General features: G+C 72.6%; 17 protein-coding genes. 7 read left to right on the top strand and 10 right to left on the bottom strand.

The genetic code is table 11. The features are described 5' to 3' along the window. Positions 1 to 468 precede the first annotated feature (468 nt). A complete protein-coding gene (locus J7E94_RS25325; RefSeq protein WP_215019102.1) occupies positions 469 to 1,683 on the top strand; it encodes a S8 family peptidase in 1,215 nt (404 codons plus the stop codon). A 61-nt stretch (positions 1,684 to 1,744) separates the two neighbouring features. After that, positions 1,745 to 1,915: a hypothetical protein gene (locus J7E94_RS25330; RefSeq protein WP_251057208.1), complete on the top strand. Its 171-nt coding sequence runs from the start codon at positions 1,745 to 1,747 to the stop codon at positions 1,913 to 1,915. A gap of 40 nt (positions 1,916 to 1,955) precedes the next feature. On the opposite strand, the gene J7E94_RS25335 is transcribed toward J7E94_RS25330, so the two are convergent. From J7E94_RS25335 to J7E94_RS25350, 4 genes are all read right to left on the bottom strand, one after another. Next, positions 1,956 to 2,474 carry an intradiol ring-cleavage dioxygenase gene (locus tag J7E94_RS25335; RefSeq protein WP_308345447.1) on the bottom strand — a complete coding sequence of 173 codons (519 nt, stop codon included), beginning with the start codon at positions 2,472 to 2,474 and terminating at the stop codon, positions 1,956 to 1,958. Positions 2,475 to 2,907: 433 nt separating this feature from the next. After that, entirely contained in the window at positions 2,908 to 3,444 is a 537-nt protein-coding gene (locus J7E94_RS25340; RefSeq protein WP_215019104.1) for a hypothetical protein, read from the bottom strand. Positions 3,445 to 3,497: 53 nt separating this feature from the next. Continuing rightward, on the bottom strand, positions 3,498 to 4,277 hold the full coding sequence (locus J7E94_RS25345) for a VOC family protein (protein ID WP_215019155.1): 780 nt from the start codon (positions 4,275 to 4,277) through the stop codon (positions 3,498 to 3,500). Between the two features lie 92 nt (positions 4,278 to 4,369). Continuing rightward, positions 4,370 to 4,645: an isoamylase early set domain-containing protein gene (locus J7E94_RS25350; protein WP_215019105.1), complete on the bottom strand. Its 276-nt coding sequence runs from the start codon at positions 4,643 to 4,645 to the stop codon at positions 4,370 to 4,372. Positions 4,646 to 4,927: 282 nt separating this feature from the next. On the opposite strand from J7E94_RS25350, the gene J7E94_RS25355 reads away from it, so the two are divergent. The 3 genes from J7E94_RS25355 to J7E94_RS25365 all read left to right on the top strand — a co-directional run bounded on the left by J7E94_RS25355 (position 4,928) and on the right by J7E94_RS25365 (position 8,056). Then, entirely contained in the window at positions 4,928 to 6,301 is a 1,374-nt protein-coding gene (locus J7E94_RS25355) for a cytochrome P450 (RefSeq protein WP_215019106.1), read from the top strand. A gap of 52 nt (positions 6,302 to 6,353) precedes the next feature. Further along, positions 6,354 to 6,932, top strand: coding sequence for a hypothetical protein (locus tag J7E94_RS25360; protein ID WP_215019107.1), 579 nt, complete (start codon positions 6,354 to 6,356; stop codon positions 6,930 to 6,932). A gap of 206 nt (positions 6,933 to 7,138) precedes the next feature. Beyond that, positions 7,139 to 8,056 (top strand): Rieske (2Fe-2S) protein, encoded by a 918-nt coding sequence (locus tag J7E94_RS25365; protein ID WP_215019108.1) that lies wholly within the window; start codon positions 7,139 to 7,141, stop codon positions 8,054 to 8,056. A gap of 48 nt (positions 8,057 to 8,104) precedes the next feature. Here the strand turns inward: J7E94_RS25365 and J7E94_RS25370 are convergent, their stop codons facing one another. Together J7E94_RS25370 and katG are read right to left on the bottom strand one after the other, a co-directional pair. Further along, a complete protein-coding gene (locus J7E94_RS25370; RefSeq protein ID WP_215019109.1) occupies positions 8,105 to 8,833 on the bottom strand; it encodes a DUF72 domain-containing protein in 729 nt (242 codons plus the stop codon). Between the two features lie 123 nt (positions 8,834 to 8,956). Then, complete coding sequence (katG, locus tag J7E94_RS25375) at positions 8,957 to 11,146, bottom strand: catalase/peroxidase HPI (RefSeq protein ID WP_308345448.1); 2,190 nt, start codon at positions 11,144 to 11,146, stop codon at positions 8,957 to 8,959. A 273-nt stretch (positions 11,147 to 11,419) separates the two neighbouring features. Between katG and J7E94_RS25380 the strand changes: the two genes are divergently transcribed. Both J7E94_RS25380 and J7E94_RS25385 read left to right on the top strand, forming a co-directional pair. Further along, positions 11,420 to 12,697, top strand: a complete 1,278-nt coding sequence (locus tag J7E94_RS25380; protein ID WP_215019110.1) for a molybdopterin-dependent oxidoreductase — start codon at positions 11,420 to 11,422, stop codon at positions 12,695 to 12,697. Beyond that, entirely contained in the window at positions 12,694 to 13,176 is a 483-nt protein-coding gene (locus tag J7E94_RS25385; RefSeq protein ID WP_215019111.1) for a hypothetical protein, read from the top strand. Before J7E94_RS25380 ends, J7E94_RS25385 begins: the two co-directional genes overlap by 4 nt. Here J7E94_RS25385 and J7E94_RS25390 read toward each other — a convergent pair. The 4 genes from J7E94_RS25390 to J7E94_RS25405 all read right to left on the bottom strand — a co-directional run bounded on the left by J7E94_RS25390 (position 13,157) and on the right by J7E94_RS25405 (position 16,913). Then, complete coding sequence (locus J7E94_RS25390; RefSeq protein ID WP_308345449.1) at positions 13,157 to 14,611, bottom strand: glycosyltransferase 87 family protein; 1,455 nt, start codon at positions 14,609 to 14,611, stop codon at positions 13,157 to 13,159. The two genes, J7E94_RS25385 and J7E94_RS25390, sit on opposite strands and share 20 nt — an antisense overlap. Positions 14,612 to 14,923: 312 nt before the next feature. After that, the gene (locus tag J7E94_RS25395) at positions 14,924 to 15,580 is read right to left on the bottom strand and encodes a methyltransferase domain-containing protein (RefSeq protein WP_215019113.1); all 657 of its coding nucleotides are present in this window, start codon (positions 15,578 to 15,580) and stop codon (positions 14,924 to 14,926) included. Further along, positions 15,577 to 16,197: a DUF2064 domain-containing protein gene (locus J7E94_RS25400; protein ID WP_215019114.1), complete on the bottom strand. Its 621-nt coding sequence runs from the start codon at positions 16,195 to 16,197 to the stop codon at positions 15,577 to 15,579. The genes J7E94_RS25395 and J7E94_RS25400 overlap by 4 nt, the downstream gene beginning before the upstream one ends. Beyond that, positions 16,194 to 16,913 carry a glycosyltransferase family 2 protein gene (locus J7E94_RS25405; protein WP_374224499.1) on the bottom strand — a complete coding sequence of 240 codons (720 nt, stop codon included), beginning with the start codon at positions 16,911 to 16,913 and terminating at the stop codon, positions 16,194 to 16,196. The genes J7E94_RS25400 and J7E94_RS25405 overlap by 4 nt, the downstream gene beginning before the upstream one ends. Between the last annotated feature and the right edge of the window lie 117 nt (positions 16,914 to 17,030).

Raw genomic sequence — 17,030 nt, forward strand, 5'->3', positions numbered from 1 at the left:
CGGCTGCCGGGAGGGCAGTCGTCAGGCGTGCCAAGCGCGTCAAGCCCGCTACCGCAAGGTAAGCAGGAACCTCCCGGCTTCAGCCGGGAGAGCACTTCAACGGACGTCCTCACGCAAACCCCCCGAGGCGCACGCATCTCCCGCACCTCGTGAACCCGTACCTCCCTGCGGTCGTGGAAGCCGGCCGGCAGACGTGCGCTGCTCGGGCGTGTGTTCGCGCGCATTCGCGAATGCACTGCGAAGTGGCGTGTATGTGTGGGCCGTTCGAAGAGTGTGCCCATTCCGAGGGGCCGACGGGGAGGTCTCATTGAGAAACCTTGTTGAAGAACACGCACGCGCCAGGCGGCCTTGAATCAACTCCGGCAATCGGTCAGGGTTTCGAAGGTCACTCCGGAGATGTTCCGGCTCGGGAGGGGCTGCGCAGCACGCTTTGACGCCCCACACGTCAACACGAGGAGCACTCTCTCCATGTCGACTCACAAGCACGCACGCACCCGTTCCCGCGGCCTCCGAATCCTTGCAGTGGCCACGGGAGTCGCCACTGCAACCGGTGTCTGCATGCTGTTGTCGCCCCTCGCCGGCGCGAACACTCCGGCGGAGGGGACGGTGTACGGGCTGGGCGCACCCGGAGCGCTCAGCGGCAGCTACATCGTCATCCTGGACAAGGACGCGGACAAGCAGGCGCTCGCCAAGAAGTACGGCGGCGAGCTGAAGCGCACCTACACGTCCGCCGTCAACGGCTTCTCGGCATCCGGGCTTTCGGAAACCGACGCCAAGCGCCTCGCCGCCGAGCCGGCCGTGGGCAAGGTCGTCCAGAACAAGAAGTTCTCCATCAATACCACCCAGGACAACCCCCCTTCCTGGGGCCTCGACCGCATCGACCAGGCGGCGACCGCAGGGGACAAGAAGTACACGTACCCCGACGCGGGCGGTGAGGGCGTCACGGCCTACGTCATCGACACCGGCATACGGATCAGCCACAAGGACTTCGGAGGCCGGGCCGCGCACGGCTTCGACGCCGTGGACAACGACCAGACCGCCGACGACGGCAATGGGCACGGTACGCACGTCGCCGGGACCATCGCGGGCTCCTCCCACGGGGTGGCCAAGAAGTCCAAGATCGTTGCCGTTCGCGTGCTCGACGACAACGGGTCGGGCACCACCGAGCAGGTGGTGGCCGGCATCGACTGGGTGACGCAGCATCACACCGGGCCCTCGGTGGCCAACATGAGCCTCGGCGGCGGCGCCGACGAGGCACTCGACGAGGCGGTGCGCCGGTCGATAGCCGCCGGTGTCACCTTCGCCGTCGCGGCGGGCAACGAGTCCTCCGACGCCGGGCAGGGCTCTCCCTCTCGCGTCCCCGAGGCCATCACCGTGGCGTCCAGCACGGCCGACGACTCCCAGTCCTCGTTCTCCAACTTCGGTTCGATCGTGGACCTCTACGCACCGGGCTCCGACATCACCTCCGCCTGGAACGACAGCGACAGCGGTACGAAGACCATCTCAGGCACCTCGATGGCGACCCCGCACGTGGTGGGGGCGGCCGCCCTCTACCTGGCCGGCCACAAGGACGCGTCGCCCTCGCAGGTCGCGCAGGCCCTGACAGTGGGGGCGACCCCGGGGAAGATCACGAACCCGAGCAGCGGCACCTCGAACAAGCTGCTGAAGGTGTCCGCGCAGTAGGCACAGCCGCCCGTGAACGCGCCGGGGCCGTCGCACCTGAGGGGGTTGCGGCGGCCCCGGCGTGACCCCCGTCCGGGCGATGGGCATCCGGAGCTTCTCCGCGTTCACCGATGAGGAGGAGTACAACCTCGCGCCGGGTACGCAGCTCACGGTGACGGACGTGAAGACCGAGCGCGGCGGCCTGTGCACGGTGAAGCTGACCGAGCTGGAGGAGCAGACCCTGGTGTCCTGAGCCTGCGTTGGGGGAGGCGTGGCGGCGCGGGATGCGAGGCTCAGGCGATTCCCACGGTGTACGCGGCGCGGTAGCCGTCGCCGTCGGGGACGGGGGCCAGTGTCATCGCGGCGCCGGAGGCCCGGTAGCGGCTGTCGCGGGCGTTGGGGTGCTCCGGCGCGCGGCGGCGGTCGTACGGCGGGCGGGCGTACACCTTCACCAGGAGCTCCTCGGGGAAGAAGAGCTGCGCGGTCGTTTCGGTCCGGCTGTCGGGGCGCACCTTGAAGTGGATGTGCGGTGCCAGCCCCGCGTACCAGCCGGGCACGATCGTCCGGAACGTGCAGCGGCCGGCGCCGTCCGCGACCTGCGTACCGCGCAGGAAGGCGGCGCCGCCGGTGGAGTAGGTGCCCGACGCGTCGGCGTGCCAGACGTCGACGGCGGCGCCCGCGACCGGCCGGCAGCCCGCCGAGACCCGTACCACGGTCAGGTCCAGCCGGAACGGCACACCGTCCCGGCCTTCCGTGATGTCCGACCGGACCCGGTCCAGGTCGAGGTAGTACGGGCCGGCCCCCGATTCCACGGTGAGAACGCAGGAGGGGGTGCTCCCACCGGGTGACGGCGACGGTGACGGCGACGCGGACGACGCTGCCGGGGCTGACGGCTGCCCGGCCGCCCCGCGGGTCCCGGCCGGGCCGGAGCACGCTGACGCCAGCGCTGCGGCCCCGGCCGATCCGGCGGCCAGCAGGAGCGCGCGGCGGCTGGTCGGGGAACTGCCGTTCTCGGTCATGCCAACCTCTCCCGCGCGCTGCGCGACCGTCGCACGGGACGGCCACCGACCGCGCCCACCGTGCCGGACGGAAGGCACACAGGCCACCACCGACACGCAGGCCGGGCCCGGAAACGGCGGAGCCCCCGCTCCCGTCGGACAGGAGAGGGGGCCCTGCGGTATCAGGACCGGCTCGGCACGTGCCGGCGAACCGCGCGGTTGGGCGGCCGGCACACGCGGCCAGGCGTCAGAGGACGTTCTTCGACGCGCTGGCGACGACGCATTCCTCGTACTCGCTGCCGTCGCCCTTCCCCGTGTACGTGGTGGTGGCCTCGGCCTGCCGGGACGCACCCGCCTTGACCGTGAGACCGGTGACCTTGGCCTGGGCCACGGTCGCGCTGGAAGCGGTGTCCCCGCGGAACTTCATGGTGATGTTGTAGGTGTAGTCCACCGAGCCGCTGTTGGTGACGGTGAGCCGGGCGACGAGGTTCTTGCCCGAGTCGTCCAGCTTGCACGCGTCGATCTTGATGTCGCGCTCGGCCTTGTTGCTGCTGCTGGAGCCGCCGGGGACGGAGGTACCGCCCGAGCTGCTCCCGCTACTGCTGCTGCTGCTGCTGTCGCTGTCGTGGTTGCCGCCGGTGGTACCCCCGCTGGAGCTGCTGGAGCCCGATCCGGAACCGTGGCTGCCGCCGCCGCAGCCGGCACCGTGTGAACCACGGGCTCCCGTAAGTGCGACGATGGCGATACCGAAGACGGCGACCGCGCGGACATGGCGAAGCTTCACGTCAACCCCGTTGAAATGTCGTAAGTGAGAGCGCCCAACTTGACGGGCGCACGTCACCCTAACAGCGGAGGAGGAGCCTTCGATTCACCGCCGAGGCCGAGGGGAAGGGCTGCGTTGAGGGTGAACAGCCCTCCGTCCGGGTCGCGCACGGCCACCCACTGCTCGGTGGCGTTCGAGGTGATGCCCGAGACGGTGCGCCCGCCGAGCGACGTGGCCACTTCGATCGCCGGCTCGAGTGCGGGCACGCGGAAATGGACGCGCCAGAGGGGCCTGGCGTGCGGTGCGTGGTCGGCTGTCTCGACGGGGCCGCTGCACAGGCGCGCGACCGGGTCCTCGCCTTGCCGCAGGACGACCTGGTCGTTCTCGTAGGAGACCTCGCAGCAGCCCACACGGCCGCTGGCCCATTCCAGTACCCCGCCGTAGAAGATCGCCGCGTCGAACGCGTTCCTGGTACGCAGCTCCAGCCAGGCGGGCGCCTGGCCCTTGCCCACCCGCCAGTCGGCGGAGACCGGCCCTTCCCAGATCCCGAACGCCGCGCCGTCGGGATCGGCGACGAGGGCGCCGCGGCCGCCGGCGGCGAACGAGAGCGGGCCGACGGCGATCGTGCCGCTGCGCTCGCGGATGCGGGAGGCCGCCACATCGGCGTCCTCGACGGCGAAATACACCGTCCACTCCACCGCCACCCCCAGGTCCCCGGCCAGCGCCCCGATGCCCGCGACCGGGACGCCTTCCGCCCTGGCCACGGTGAACGCCTCCCCGAGCCGGCCGGGCGTGAACTCCCAGCCCAGCACGGCACCGTAGAACCGCTGCGCCGTGTGGAGGTCCCTGGCCATCAGGCTGACCCAGCACGGCGCGCCGAAGACGTCCCGCGTCGAAATCGCCAAAGGTCACGCTCCGCTTTCTGGGTGGCTACGGCGGCGGTCGATCAGGTGTGCAGGCGGCTGTTCACGCCGTCGTGGCTGTCGGCGCTGTCATCGTTGAACCAGTAGTCGCCGGCCGCCAGGTAGCGGAAGGCGTGCGTGCTCTCGCCGGGCAGGGCCACGGTCACCGCCCTGCTGCCGTCCTTCCTGCTCCGCAGTTCGTGGGCGCCGGGCTCCCAGTCGTTGAAGTCACCGACCACACTGACCGGACCGGGCGGGGAATCGGCCGGAAGGACGAAGGTGATCTCGGTACGGTCCTTGCGTCGCTTGCGTTCCAGCACGGAAGCCTCCAGTCGGTGGTGCAGGTCGGGGCCCATCCTGCTGCCCGCGCCTGTCCGCGGCGCGACGGCGCGGCGGCGGAACACCCGTCAGAGTGCGAGCGGCACCCTTACGCACGCACCGGCGCCGGGCCGGACCAGGCCTGCGCGGTGCGGGTCCCGCCCGCGGCGCCGGCAGCAGGGCAGCCCCGGAAGTCCTTCCCGCTCCTGCCCCACCCGGAAGCGACCGGCTCACGCAGAAGGAATGTCCTGCGTGAGCCCGGGCAGGCGCCCCTCATGCTTCCGATGATCGACAGCACGCTTCCGCTGCTGACCCAGGGCTACGCATGGCTCCCGGACCTGCGCCGACGGCACGGCGGCGACACCGTCGTGCGCACGCGGCTCGGCGGTCGCGCGGCCGTGGCGCTGCACGGCCGCGAAGCGGTCGAGTTCTTCTACGACGGCCGTCACGTGATCCGACACGGCGCGCTCCCGACACCCGTGCTGGACACACTGTTCGGCCGGGGCGCCGTGCACACCCTCGACGGCGGCGTCCACCGCGTCCGCAAGGACATGTTCGTGTCCCTGCTGATGGCGGACCAGGGCATCGAAGCCCTGCTCAGCCGGGTACGGGAGTACTGGAGCCAAGCAGTCGAGAGCTGGGCGGGGCGCGAGGTGGTCCTCTTCGACGAGACGGCCGGCGTGCTGGCCCGGGCGGTCTGTGACTGGACGGGGCTGCCCGTCTCCGAGGCGCAGGCCCGTGAGCTCACCGCCGACTGCGTGGCCATGGTCGACGGCTTCGCGACCCCCGGACCGCGCCACTGGAGGGCTCGTGGTGCCCGGCGCCGGCAGGAGGGGCGGCTGGCCCGCACCGTCGAGGAGGTCCGCCGGGGAGTGGCCCACCTGGGCCTCGCCGTGCCTCGCGGCGACAGTGCGGGGGCCCGCAGTGCCGGGCCCCACAGTGCCGGGCCCCACAGTGCCGGGCCCCACAGTGCCGGGCCCCACAGTGCCGGGGCCCGCAGTGCGCTGAAAACAGTGAGCCGGCACCGGGATGCCGACGGGAGGCTGCTCGACGCCCGTACCGCGGCCGTCGAGCTGCTCAACGTCATCCGCCCGACCGTCGCCATCGCCTGGTTCGCCGTGTTCGCCGCGCACGCCCTCCACCGCGACCCCGCGCAGCGGATCGCCCTCCGCTCGGACCCGGGCCCGTACGCCAGGGCCTTCGCCCACGAAGTGCGGCGGTTCTATCCCTTCGTTCCCTTCCTCAGCGGTCTCGTCCCGCAGGACGTGGAGTTCCGTGGCGAAACGATCCGGCAGGGAAGCCTCGTGCTCCTCGACGTCTACGGGCACCACCACGACCCCGCGCTCTGGCCGGATCCCTACCGTTTCGACCCGCAGCGCTTCCTCGGCCGCGAACCGGCTCTGGGCGATCTCATCCCGCAGGGCGGCGGCGACGCACGGACCGGTCACCGGTGTCCTGGCGAGGACATCGCGGTGCAGGTACTGGCCGAGCTCGCCGCCGCTCTGGCCGGCCTCGACTTCGACGTCCCGGAGCAGGACCTCACGATCCCGATCCACCGCATCCCGACACGGCCGCGCAGCGGCTTCGTCGCGTCCTTCCCGGGCCGGGCGGACGTCGGCGCGGCGGCGGGCGCGCGTGAGGCGGCGGGGCGGGGGTAGTCGCAGGGGGGAGCCGCATCCCGGCGCCCGACCCGAAACGGGAGGTGAGGCCATGCGCACGACCTCGGCACACGACACCCCGCACGATGCCCGGAAACTGCTCGGCATCTACCTCAATGACCACCTGGCGGGTGCCACCGCAGGGGTCGATCTCATGCAACGGTCGGCAAAGAGCCACCAAGACAGTCCCCTCGGCCCCCAGCTGGAACGCCTGGCACGGGAGGGTGCACAGGACCGCGAATCCCTGAAGGAGATCATGCGGAGCCTGGACGTGCCCGAACGCCGCTCCCGGGCCGCCCTGGGCCGGCTGGTCGAGAAGGCGGGACGCCTCAAGCTCAACGGACGCCTCTTCTCCCGCTCCCCGCTCAGCGATGTCCTCGAACTCGAGGCCATGCGGCTGGACGTCCAGGGCAAAGCGTCCGGCTGGCTCAACCTGCGCGCCCTCGCCCAGCGCGACGACCGCATCGACACCGCGCGCCTCGCGCGGCTTCTGGAACGGGCCGAAGAACAGGCCGAGATGCTCGAAGAGCTGCGCACCCGGTGCGCCGTACGGACCTTCGCCACCGGCCACGCCGCCGCGACGGCCGGCCACCCCAAGGGCCACCATCCGAAGCCCCGCGGCACCTTCTGAAGGCCGTCCGTCTGAAAGAGGAGGGCACGGGACCGACAGCTCGGCTTGCCACCGTCGACGGCTTCCTCGAGGACGACCCGTGGCACGACGCCCCCCGTGGCCGTTCCCTGACCCGGGCCCGGCGGCGCCTCGCCGCGCTGAACGTCTCGCAGGGGGCGAGGCCGTGAAACGCACATAGGCCGGGCGGCCAGGGGTAGGCGGGGGCCATGGACACACTCCGCTTGCATCCTGCTGCCGGCAGCGGCCCCGGGCCCTTGCTGGCGGCCGTGGAACGCCTGGAGCAGACCTCGCTTCCCGACCCCCTGATCGGCGTCGTCCGCCGGGCCGTGCGGGCCGTCCCCCTGGGGCCGGTCCGCGATGTGCTGCACGGCCGGCCCCTGGGCCACCCGGCCCACCCCCTGCTCGTCCAGGTCCCGCTCGGAACCTGGCTTTCCGCGGCGGTTCTGGACCTGCTGCCCGGCCAGCGCCGCGCCGCCCACGTACTGGTCGGGACCGGTCTGGCGGCGGCGGCGCCCGCTGCGCTGGCGGGCTGGGCCGACTGGGCGGAACTCCCGCCCGAACAGGCCCGTACCGGCCTCGTGCACGCCCTGGCCAACAGTGCGGGAGTGCTGCTCTACGCGGGCTCCTTCATCGCCCGGACGCGTGGCCGGGCCCTGCGCGGCAAGGCGCTGGCCATGGCCGGCCTGGCCGCCGTGGGCGTCGGCGGCGCGCTGGGCGGACACCTCGCCTACCGCCAGGCGGCCGGGGCGAACCACGCCGAGCACGTGGCACACCTCGTGGGAGAGGGCTGGCACCGCGTCGGGCCGGTGGCCGACTTTCCCGTGGGCCGGGCGGTACGTGCCGCCGTGGACGGCGTGGACGTGCTCGTCGTACGCCAGAGCGGTGGCGCCGTCCGCGTCCTGGCCGACCGGTGCGCCCACATGGCCGGGCCGCTGTCGGAGGGAGAGGTCATCGACGGCTGCGTCCGGTGCCCGTGGCACGGCAGCCTGTTCCGCCTCTCGGACGGCTGGAACGTGGAGGGCCCGGCCACCGCACCCCAGCCCGCCTTCGACACGCGCATCATCGACGGGAACGTCGAAGCCCGGCTGCGCCACTTCCACCAGCCCCGCTCGTCGGCGCGGTGACCGCCCACTGGCCCGGCCCGGCGCGGCGGCCGCCACCGCGCCGGGCTCTCACCGCCCGCCCACAAGACGCCGGAATGCCCTGGCGTCGACCACGGCGGCTCCGCCCGGGTCGTTGTTGAAGTACGCGAAGACGTCGGCCTCGGCGGGCCACGCATCGGCGATGCGCTCGGCCCAGGACCTCAAAGCCGTCCGGCCGTACCGCGGGGCAGGCGTGGCCCGGCCCTCGTGAAACCGTACGTAACCCCAGTCGGCCGTCCGCCAGAGCGGCGTCAAGGGACGGGAGCCCCGGTCCGCCCAGCAGAGGGCGGCCCCCCGCCCGGCCAGTACCGCCCGCACCTCCGGGATCCACCAGGAGTCGTGGCGCGGTTCTACGGCCACGCGCGCCCCAGGGGGGAAGCAGGCGAGGCAGGCGTCCAGGGCCTCCGGGTCGACGCGCAGAGTCGGCGGCAGTTGGAGCAGGACCGGCCCCAGCCGGTCACCCAGTGCGCCATTGTGCTCCATGAGGCGACGGACCGGCTCTTCCGGCTCCCGCAGGCGTTTGATGTGGGTCAGGAACCGGCTGGCCTTCACCGCCATGACGAAACCGTCCGGAGTCCGCTCACGCCACGCGGCAAACGTCTCCGGACTGGGAAGCCGGTAGAAGGCGTTGTTGCTCTCCACCGTGACGAACTGCTGCGCGTACTCCTCCAGCCAGAGCCGTTGCGGCCGTCCTTCCGGGTAGAGGAGGCCCGCCCAGTCCCGGTACTGCCACCCGGACGTGCCGACGAGAACGGGCATGGCGCGCTCACCTGCCTTCGGAGGGGTACGACCGACCCCGCCGATGGGCGGCTACCCGCGTGCCGACCGCGCATGTACGGGGTCCCCGGCCGGCCGGTGGGCGGCCGACCCGGGACCTCGGGTTCAGGCGAGGTCGAACCGATCGAGGTTCATCACCTTGTCCCACGCGGCCACGAAGTCACGCACGAACTTCTCTCCCGCGTCCTGGGACGCGTACACCTCCGAGACGGCTCGGAGCTGGGAGTGCGAGCCGAAGATGAGGTCCACGGCGGTGGCGGTCCATGTGACCTCGTTCGTGGCGCGGTCCCGGCCCTCGAATACGTTCTCGGCCGAGGTCGACGCCTTCCACTCCGTGCCCGGGGCGAGCAGGTTGACGAAGAAGTCGTTGGTCAATGTCTCCGGCCGGTGGGTGAAGACGCCGTGCGGGGATGACCTGAAGCCGGCGTTAAGGGCCCGCATGCCGCCGATCAGGACCGTCATCTCGGGAGCGGTCAGCGTCAGCAGATTCGCGCGGTCCAGGAGAAGGGTCTCCGGGGACAACTTCTCTCCTGCGCGCAGGTAGTTGCGGAATCCGTCCGCCCTGGGTTCGAGCACGCCGAACGACTCCACGTCGGTCTGCTCCTGCGAGGCGTCCGTGCGCCCCGGTGCGAACGGGACCGTGACGGCGTGGCCGGCGTTCTTCGCGGCCTGCTCGACGGCCGCGCACCCGCCCAGGACGATCAGGTCGGCGAGCGAAACCTTCGTTCCGCCGGCCTGTGAGCCGTTGAAGTCCTGCTGGATCCCCTCGAGGGTCCGCAGCACCTCGGCCACCTCGGGCAGGTCGTTGGCCTCCCAGTCCTTCTGCGGCGCGAGCCTGATCCGTGCCCCGTTGGCCCCGCCCCGCTTGTCGGTGGCGCGGAAGCTCGCCGCCGACGCCCAAGCGGTGGTGGCCAGCTGGGAGACGGACAGCCCCGAAGCGAGGATGCGGGCCTTGAGGGCAGCGACGTCCTCGTCCGAGACCAGGGGGTGGTCGACCGCGGGGACGGGGTCCTGCCACAGCTGCGGCTCGGGAATCCACGGGCCGAGGTAGCGCGAGAGGGGGCCCATGTCGCGGTGCAACAGCTTGTACCAGGCCTTGGCGAACGCCACCGCGAGCTTGTCCGGGTTCTCGTGGAAGCTCTTCGAGATCGGCCCGTAGACCGGATCCAGCTTCAGCGAGAGGTCCGTCGTCAGCATCATGGGAGCGTGCCTCTTCGACGGATCGTGGGCGTCGGGCACCGTATCCGCGGCCGACGGATCCGTGGGAGTCCACTGGTGGGCGCCGGCGGGGCTCCTGGTCAGCTCCCAGTCGTAACGGAACAGGTTGTCCAGGTACCCGTTGTCCCACGTCGTCGGTGCGGTGGTCCATGCGCCTTCGAGCCCACTGGTGAGCGTGTCGGCGCCCTTGCCGCTGCCGTACGTGTTGGCCCAGCCGAGGCCCTGCTGTTCGATGGGGCAGGCCTCGGGTTCCGGGCCGATGTAGCTGGGATCGACCGCGCCATGGCATTTGCCGAAGGTGTGGCCGCCGATGATGAGCGCAGCCGTCTCCTCGTCGTTCATCGCCATCCGCGCGAACGTCTCGCGAATGTCCCTGGCGGCGGCCAGCGGATCCGGATTGCCGTTGGGCCCCTCGGGATTGACGTAGATCAGGCCCATCTGCACGGCACCGAAAGGACCGGTGAGTTCCCTGTCGCCGCTGTAGCGCTCATCTCCGAGCCAGGCGTCCTCGGGCCCCCAGAAGATCTCCTCGGGCTCCCAGATGTCCTCCCGTCCGAATCCGAAACCGAACGTCTTGAACCCCATCGATTCCATGGCGCAGTTTCCGGCGAAGACCAGAAGGTCGGCCCAGGAGACTTTCCGGCCGTACTTCTGCTTGACCGGCCACAGCAGACGGCGCGCCTTGTCGAGGCTCGCGTTGTCGGGCCAGCTGTTGAGCGGGGCGAAGCGCTGAGCGCCGGAGCCGCCACCGCCCCGGCCGTCGGCGATGCGGTACGTCCCCGCGGCATGCCAGCTCATCCGGATGAAGAGCGGCCCGTAGTGGCCGTAGTCGGCAGGCCACCAGTCCTGGGACGTCGTCATGACCTCGAAGACGTCCCGCTTCAGCGCCTCGACGTCGAGGGTCGCGAACTCGTCCGCGTAGGTGAAGTCCTCGCCCATCGGATTGGACCGCGACGAGTGCTGGTGGAGAACCTGAAGGTCCAGCTGATTCGGCCACCAGTCGCGATTCGTCCTGGGACGAGTCGGCGTGGCGGTCGGGGAGGGGATTGCCGGGTTCTCGCTTTCGCTGCCGGACACGTCCGTCCTTCTTCCTGTCTCGGTGTTTCTGGCGGCCGGCGAGAACCGTTCCTCACGCACGACGCCCATGATGGTGCCTGTGTCGGCGTCCGTATGGTCGCGCACCGCAGACCGCTGTGCCACGAGAACACGCAGGGGCGTCCCCGTGTAACAAGAACTCAAAAGGTGGCTTTTTCCGATCATCATCATGATTCCGCTGACGTGAGAAGCGGAATCGGCGGTTATAGGCTGGCCCGGCACCCGATGGAGCGGTGAATCTGCGGAGGTTGTCCGATGGACGTGAGCGATGGCGCCCCTCCGCCCGGTCCGGCGCGGCCGGAGTTCTGGCGCAGTCCGCTGCGGGGGCCGTGGCTGACCGCGGTGTTCGGCCTGGTCCTGCTGTTCGGCGTGACGGTCCTGTTCGTGACCGGGCTGCTGTCGTACGCCGCGTACAACCCGGATCTCGCGCCGGTCAACGATCAGACGCCCGACAAGGGGTGGCTCGGCTTCTACCTCTTCTCCTGGCCGACCTCGCCGTACTGGCTCTACCGGCTCACCCAGGGCGTGCACGTCGTCCTCGGGGTGGTGCTCGTGCCCGTGCTCCTCGGCAAGCTCTGGTCGGTCATCCCCAAGCTGTTCGCTTGGCCGCCCATTCGGTCGCTCGGCCAGGCCATCGAGCGGCTGTCCCTGCTGCTCCTGGTCGGCGGCGCGGGCTTCGAGTTCGCCACCGGCCTCCTCAACGTGCAGCTGCACTACATCTTCCCGGGCTCCTTCTACGCTTTGCACTTCTACGGGGCCTGGGTGTTCATCGGCGCGTTCGCGGTGCACGTGTCCCTCCGGCTGCCGCGCGCGATCCGCGCCGTACGCGCCGGACACGCCGCGCAGCCCGCCGCCGGCAGTGAGGAGGCGGCCGGTCTGGTCTCGCCGCGACCGGCGCAGCCGACCCTCTCCCGCCGGGGCGCGGTCGGCCTGGTCGGCCTGGGGTCGCTGGCGCTGTTCGCGGTGACGGCCGGGCAGAGCGTGGGCGGCCGGTGGCGCCGGACCGCGCTGCTCGCCCCGCACGGCGGCCGGGATCCCGGGCCGGGCCCGAACGGCTTCCAGATCAACAAGACCGCCGGATCGGTCGGCATCCGCGCGAGCGACATCGGTCCCGCCTGGCGGCTGACCGTACGCGGCGCGGGGCGGCAGGCCGTCCTGACCCGCGAGGAGCTGCTGGCCCTGCCGCAGCACGAGGCGGCCCTGCCCATCGCCTGTGTGGAGGGCTGGTCGACGACCGATCAGCTGTGGAGCGGGGTACGGCTCACCGACCTCGCCGCCCTCGTGGGACTCGGCGGGCCCGACGGCGACGTTCCGCACGTCCTGGTGGAATCCGTCCAGCGGGGCGGCCCGTTCGGCTCCGCCGCCCTGCGCGACAACCAGGTACGCGACCGCCGCGCCCTGCTGGCCGTACGCGTCAACGGCGCCGTCCTGTCCCACGACCACGGCTACCCGGCCCGCGTCATCGTCCCCGGCGCTCCGGGCGTCCTCAACACCAAGTGGGTCACCCGCCTCACCTTCGGGGAGCCGGCATGACCCGGTTCCGCCGGTGGTACGGAGCCTCGGCGCTCCACCTGGTCCTCCTGTCGGCGTCCTTCGCCCTGACCGGCTACGCGGGTGTGCGCCTGCTGAAGGGGGACATCCTGGGCGTGGCCCTCTGGTTCGTCGGCGCGGCCGTCCTCCACGACCTGGTCCTCCTGCCGCTCTACTCGGTGGCCGACCGGGCCGCGCAACGTCTGTCCCCGGGCAGTGCGAGCGTCAACCACGTGCGCGTTCCGGCCTTCCTCTCGGGCCTGCTGCTCCTGGTCTGGTGGCCGCTGATCCTGCGCCGGGTCGGCCACTACACGGCGGCCACGGGACTCCCGGCGGATGGGTTCCTCGGGCGCTGGCTGCTGATCACGGCAGGCCTGTTCACCGCCTCGGCGGCCGTGCTGCTGCTGCGGATGTGGAACGCATCGCGGCCGGCGCGCCGCGCGGCCCGGCGGCAGCGCCGGTCTACGCGCAACGCCCGCTGAAAGTACGCCGTCTGACCGCCGAGGCGAGGAGGACCAGGAGGACCGCGATGCCGTACGCGGTCGTGCTCAGCGCTGCCCGGTAGTCGAACTCCGGTGCGAGAACGTAGACGGCCGCGCCCGCGAGGGCGATGCCCAGCCACTCCCAGCGTCCGTCCAGGGCCACGAGGGCGATCAGCAGCAGGGCGTACCAGGAGTAGCCGGGAGTGAGGAGGGCGAAGGCCCAGCCGGTGACCAGGAGGGCGCCGCTCCAGGGGCGTTGCGGGTCGCCGCGCCACATCACGCGGAGGGACACGCCCGCCATGGCGGCGATGAGCACCGGGAACGCCCAGCTGTCGGGCAGCACCAGGCGCAGCAGGGCGTAGCGGGAGCCGGCGGAGGGCTCGTCGTAGCCCTCCTCGTCCAGGTAGCCGCCGAGGTAGCCGAAGACGGAGCCGTGCGAGAGGAGGACGTAGGGGAGGTAGCCGAGCAGGACGAAGGCCGCGGCGGGGACCAGGACCGCGGCCGCGTCGCGGAACCGGCGCACCCCGGACAGCGCGCCGGGCAGGACGATGGCGGGCATGAGTTTGGTGGCGACGGCTGCCCCCAGGGCCAGGCCTCCGGCTGCCCGGCGGGCCGGGCCGCCCGCCGCGACGAGTCCGAGGCCCGTCACGGCGAACAGCACGCCCAGGACGTCCACGTGCGCGTTGTTCACGGCCTCGATCGGTACGGCGGGGCACCAGGCCCAGCAGGCGGCTCTGCGGAGGTCCTGGCCCCGGCGGCGCAGGATCAGCAGGAGCGCGCCGGTCACGCCGAGGGAGATCAGGCCGGCTCCGATCTGGAGCGGCTTGTGCCGGGCTCCTTGCGGGGAGAGCCGGTCGACCGCGAGGAAGTACGCCTCGGCGACGGGCGGGTAGATGGTGTGCGCGGCGGGCCGGTTGATGCGGGTGCAGTGCGGGGCCGGGCCGTGGCCGGGGATGCGGGCCCGGTCCGGGCCCGCGCAGTCGGCGCCCGTGGGGAAGAGCCAGGCGTCGCGCAGCCGGGCCGGCTGCGGGTCCTGCGGGGCGTGGTCGTACGGGGAGATGCCGGCCGCCTGGACCCGGCCGTCCCAGGCGTAGCGGTAGGAATCGGTGCTGGTCCGGGGCGGCGCCACCAGCCCGGTCACCGCCACGGCGAGCGCACCGGCCAGGAGCAGGGGCACGACGCGGGCGGTCGGGACCCCGCGCAGCGCGAGCAGGGCGAGGGCGAACAGCGTCCAGCAGGCCGCGTACCACCGGAACAGCCCGGCGGGGTCGGTGTGGTAGCCGTCGTACCGGAGGGTCAGGACGAGGACGGCGGTAAGGGCGGCGAGGGCCGCGGCGGCCAGAGCGGTGGCGGTGCGAGCGGTGGCGGTGCGAGCGGTGGCGGTGCGAGCGGTGGTGGTGCGGGCGGTGGCGGTGCGAGCGGTGCGCGGGTTCACGTCCGCAGCGTTCCAGGAACGCACCCGGAACCGGGGGCCCGCAGCCCGCATGTCCGCAATCCGTAAGGTGTTCCACCCGCCCACTCGGGCACCGCCGGGGGTGCCCTGGGCGCATGCGCTCCACTCCGCCACCCGGCCCGCCGGTCGCCTTCACGGCGCGGCTGCACGACGCCCGTACCGCGACGGTGACCGGACACCTGCTCGGGCCGCTGGTCGCCGCCGCAGTCTTCGAGCTGTCCGCCGGGCTGCTGAACACCTTCCAGTGGTACCCGCGCACACGCGTCAGCCGCCCGAGGCGCCGGCACCGGCCTGTCAGCGCCGCAGGCCCACGAAGCTGCGGCCTGCGGCCTGCCACGTCACGGACCGGGTCCAGCCGGCATCCGCGGCTTCGGCGCACAGGGCGCGGCTGCCGAGGCGGGCCCACGAGAAGGGCGCTCCGCGGCCGCCGCGGCCGTCGTCGACGTGGACCTCGACGCGTTCGTCGACGTCGGCGGTGGCCGCCTCGACCAGCAGGGAGCCGCCCGGTGAGGCGAGTTCGGCGGCGCGGCGGAGCAGGGCGGCCGGGTCGCCTCCGATGCCGATGTTGCCGTCGATGAGCAGGACCGTGCCCCAGCGGCCCTCGCCCGGCAGCGGATCGAAGACCGACCGGCACAGCGCGCTGCCGCCGGCCCGCATCGTACGGGCCACCGCCTCCGGGGTGACATCGACGCCCAGCGCCCGGTGCCCGCGTGCGGCGAGCGTGGCGACAAGGCGCCCGGGGCCGCAGCCGACGTCCAGGACGGGCCCGGTGCAGCGGGCCAGGACGGTGCCGTCGGCCTCGTCGGGTTCGGCGCACCAGCGCTCCACATCCAGCGGCAGCATCCAGCCGTCCGAGCGCCGCAGGTAGAGCGGGCCCTGCCCGGCGCGCAGCGCGTCGGCGTACGGGTCGGCCCGCCAGGCGAGGGCGGGCTCGGTGAGCTGGGCGGTCATCGCGTCACCGCGCGGAGGCCGCAGTGCAGGGCGCCGAAGCGGGTGTCGGGTACGGCGGCGGCGACCCGCGCCGCGTCGGCCGGGGTGTCCACGTCGCACAGCTCGGGCAGGTCCCGTACCGCCCGCCCGGAGGCGGTCAGCCGCCCGCGCTGCACCTCGCCGGTGGTCGGCAGGGACATGGGGACGCCGAGGAGCAGGGCGGGATCGGGCTCGGCCAGCCCGAGCGCCCAGAAGCCGCCGTCGTCGGCGGGTCCGAACCAGGCGTCCGTCTCGCTGAAGTCGAGTCCCCGGGCGAGGAGTTCCGGGGTGACCTGCGGGGTGTCCATGCCGACGAGCAGGGCCGGTCCGTCGGTCTGGGCGAAGGCCGCGGCCAGCCGGGCGTCGAGCCCGCCCGCGCTCTGCGGGACGACCTCGATGCCGTGGGGCAACCAGGGCCCCGGCTGCCCGTCGAGGACCAGGACACGCCGCCGGGCCGGGGTGGCGAGTACGGCGGCGAGGGTGTCCTGGAGCGCGGCGCGCGCCAGGTCGGCGGCCTGCTCGGGGGTGAAGTGCGGGGTGAGGCGGGTCTTGACCCGTCCGGCGACCGGGGCCTTGGCGATGACGAGGAGGGTGCTCATGCACGGACCCCGCCGGTCGGCGCGGACCGGACGCCCGGCGGCGGCTCGGCGAGCACCTTGCGCATGTCCCGTACGGCGTGCCAGGTGCCCCGCCAGGTACCGGTGACCTTCGACTTCCCGGAGCGGGGCAGGTACGGGACGTCCGTCTCGGCGACCCGCCAGCCGGCGTCGGCGGCCCGCACGACCATCTGGAGCGGGTAGCCGCTGCGCCGGTCGGTGAGCTCCAGGCCGAGCAGTGCCTCGCGGCGCGCCACCCGCATCGGTCCCAGGTCGTGCAGCCGCAGCCCGGTGCGGCGGCGCAGCATCCGCGCCAGCGCGAGGTTCCCGGCGCGGGCGTGCGCGGGCCAGGCGCCGCGTCCCTGCGGGCGGCGCCGGCCGAGCAGCAGGTCGGCCTCCCCGGCGGCGACCCGCGCGGCCATGGGGGCGAGCAGGCCGGGGTCCATGGAGGCGTCGCAGTCGCAGAAGCAGACCAGGTCGGCGTGCGCGGCGAGCAGCCCGGCGTGGCAGGCGGCGCCGAAACCGCGCCGGCTCTCGTGCACGACGGTGGCACCGAGGCTCCGGGCGATCTCCGCCGAGCCGTCGGTCGACCCGTTGTCGACGACGATGGCCCGCCACCCGGCCGGCACGCGCGCCAGCACCCAGGGGAGCGCTTGCGCCTCGTCGAGGCACGGCAGTACGAGGTCCGCGCGGGGCGGAGCACAAGCAGATGAAGTCACCCTCGACACCGTAGGAAGCGGGGACCGGGATGAGGGGCTTCCAGACCTTACGAAACGCGGACGCCGTCCCGGATGGGGGGGTGTCCGGTGCACGTGGGCCCGGACGGGTGACAGCCT

It is taken from the genome of Streptomyces sp. ISL-94 (assembly GCF_018614075.1).
Taxonomy (GTDB): domain Bacteria; phylum Actinomycetota; class Actinomycetes; order Streptomycetales; family Streptomycetaceae; genus Streptomyces.

Coding starts and splice junctions, on each gene's coding strand:
- J7E94_RS25385 (WP_215019111.1), top strand. CDS start 12,694: ATGACCCGGTTCCGCCGGTGGTACGGAGCCTCGGCGCTCCACCTGGTC.
- J7E94_RS25345 (WP_215019155.1), bottom strand. CDS start 4,277: ATGGCCAGGGACCTCCACACGGCGCAGCGGTTCTACGGTGCCGTGCTG.
- J7E94_RS25365 (WP_215019108.1), top strand. CDS start 7,139: ATGGACACACTCCGCTTGCATCCTGCTGCCGGCAGCGGCCCCGGGCCC.
- J7E94_RS25325 (WP_215019102.1), top strand. CDS start 469: ATGTCGACTCACAAGCACGCACGCACCCGTTCCCGCGGCCTCCGAATC.
- J7E94_RS25360 (WP_215019107.1), top strand. CDS start 6,354: ATGCGCACGACCTCGGCACACGACACCCCGCACGATGCCCGGAAACTG.
- J7E94_RS25370 (WP_215019109.1), bottom strand. CDS start 8,833: ATGCCCGTTCTCGTCGGCACGTCCGGGTGGCAGTACCGGGACTGGGCG.
- J7E94_RS25380 (WP_215019110.1), top strand. CDS start 11,420: ATGGACGTGAGCGATGGCGCCCCTCCGCCCGGTCCGGCGCGGCCGGAG.
- J7E94_RS25400 (WP_215019114.1), bottom strand. CDS start 16,197: ATGAGCACCCTCCTCGTCATCGCCAAGGCCCCGGTCGCCGGACGGGTC.
- J7E94_RS25395 (WP_215019113.1), bottom strand. CDS start 15,580: ATGACCGCCCAGCTCACCGAGCCCGCCCTCGCCTGGCGGGCCGACCCG.
- J7E94_RS25355 (WP_215019106.1), top strand. CDS start 4,928: ATGATCGACAGCACGCTTCCGCTGCTGACCCAGGGCTACGCATGGCTC.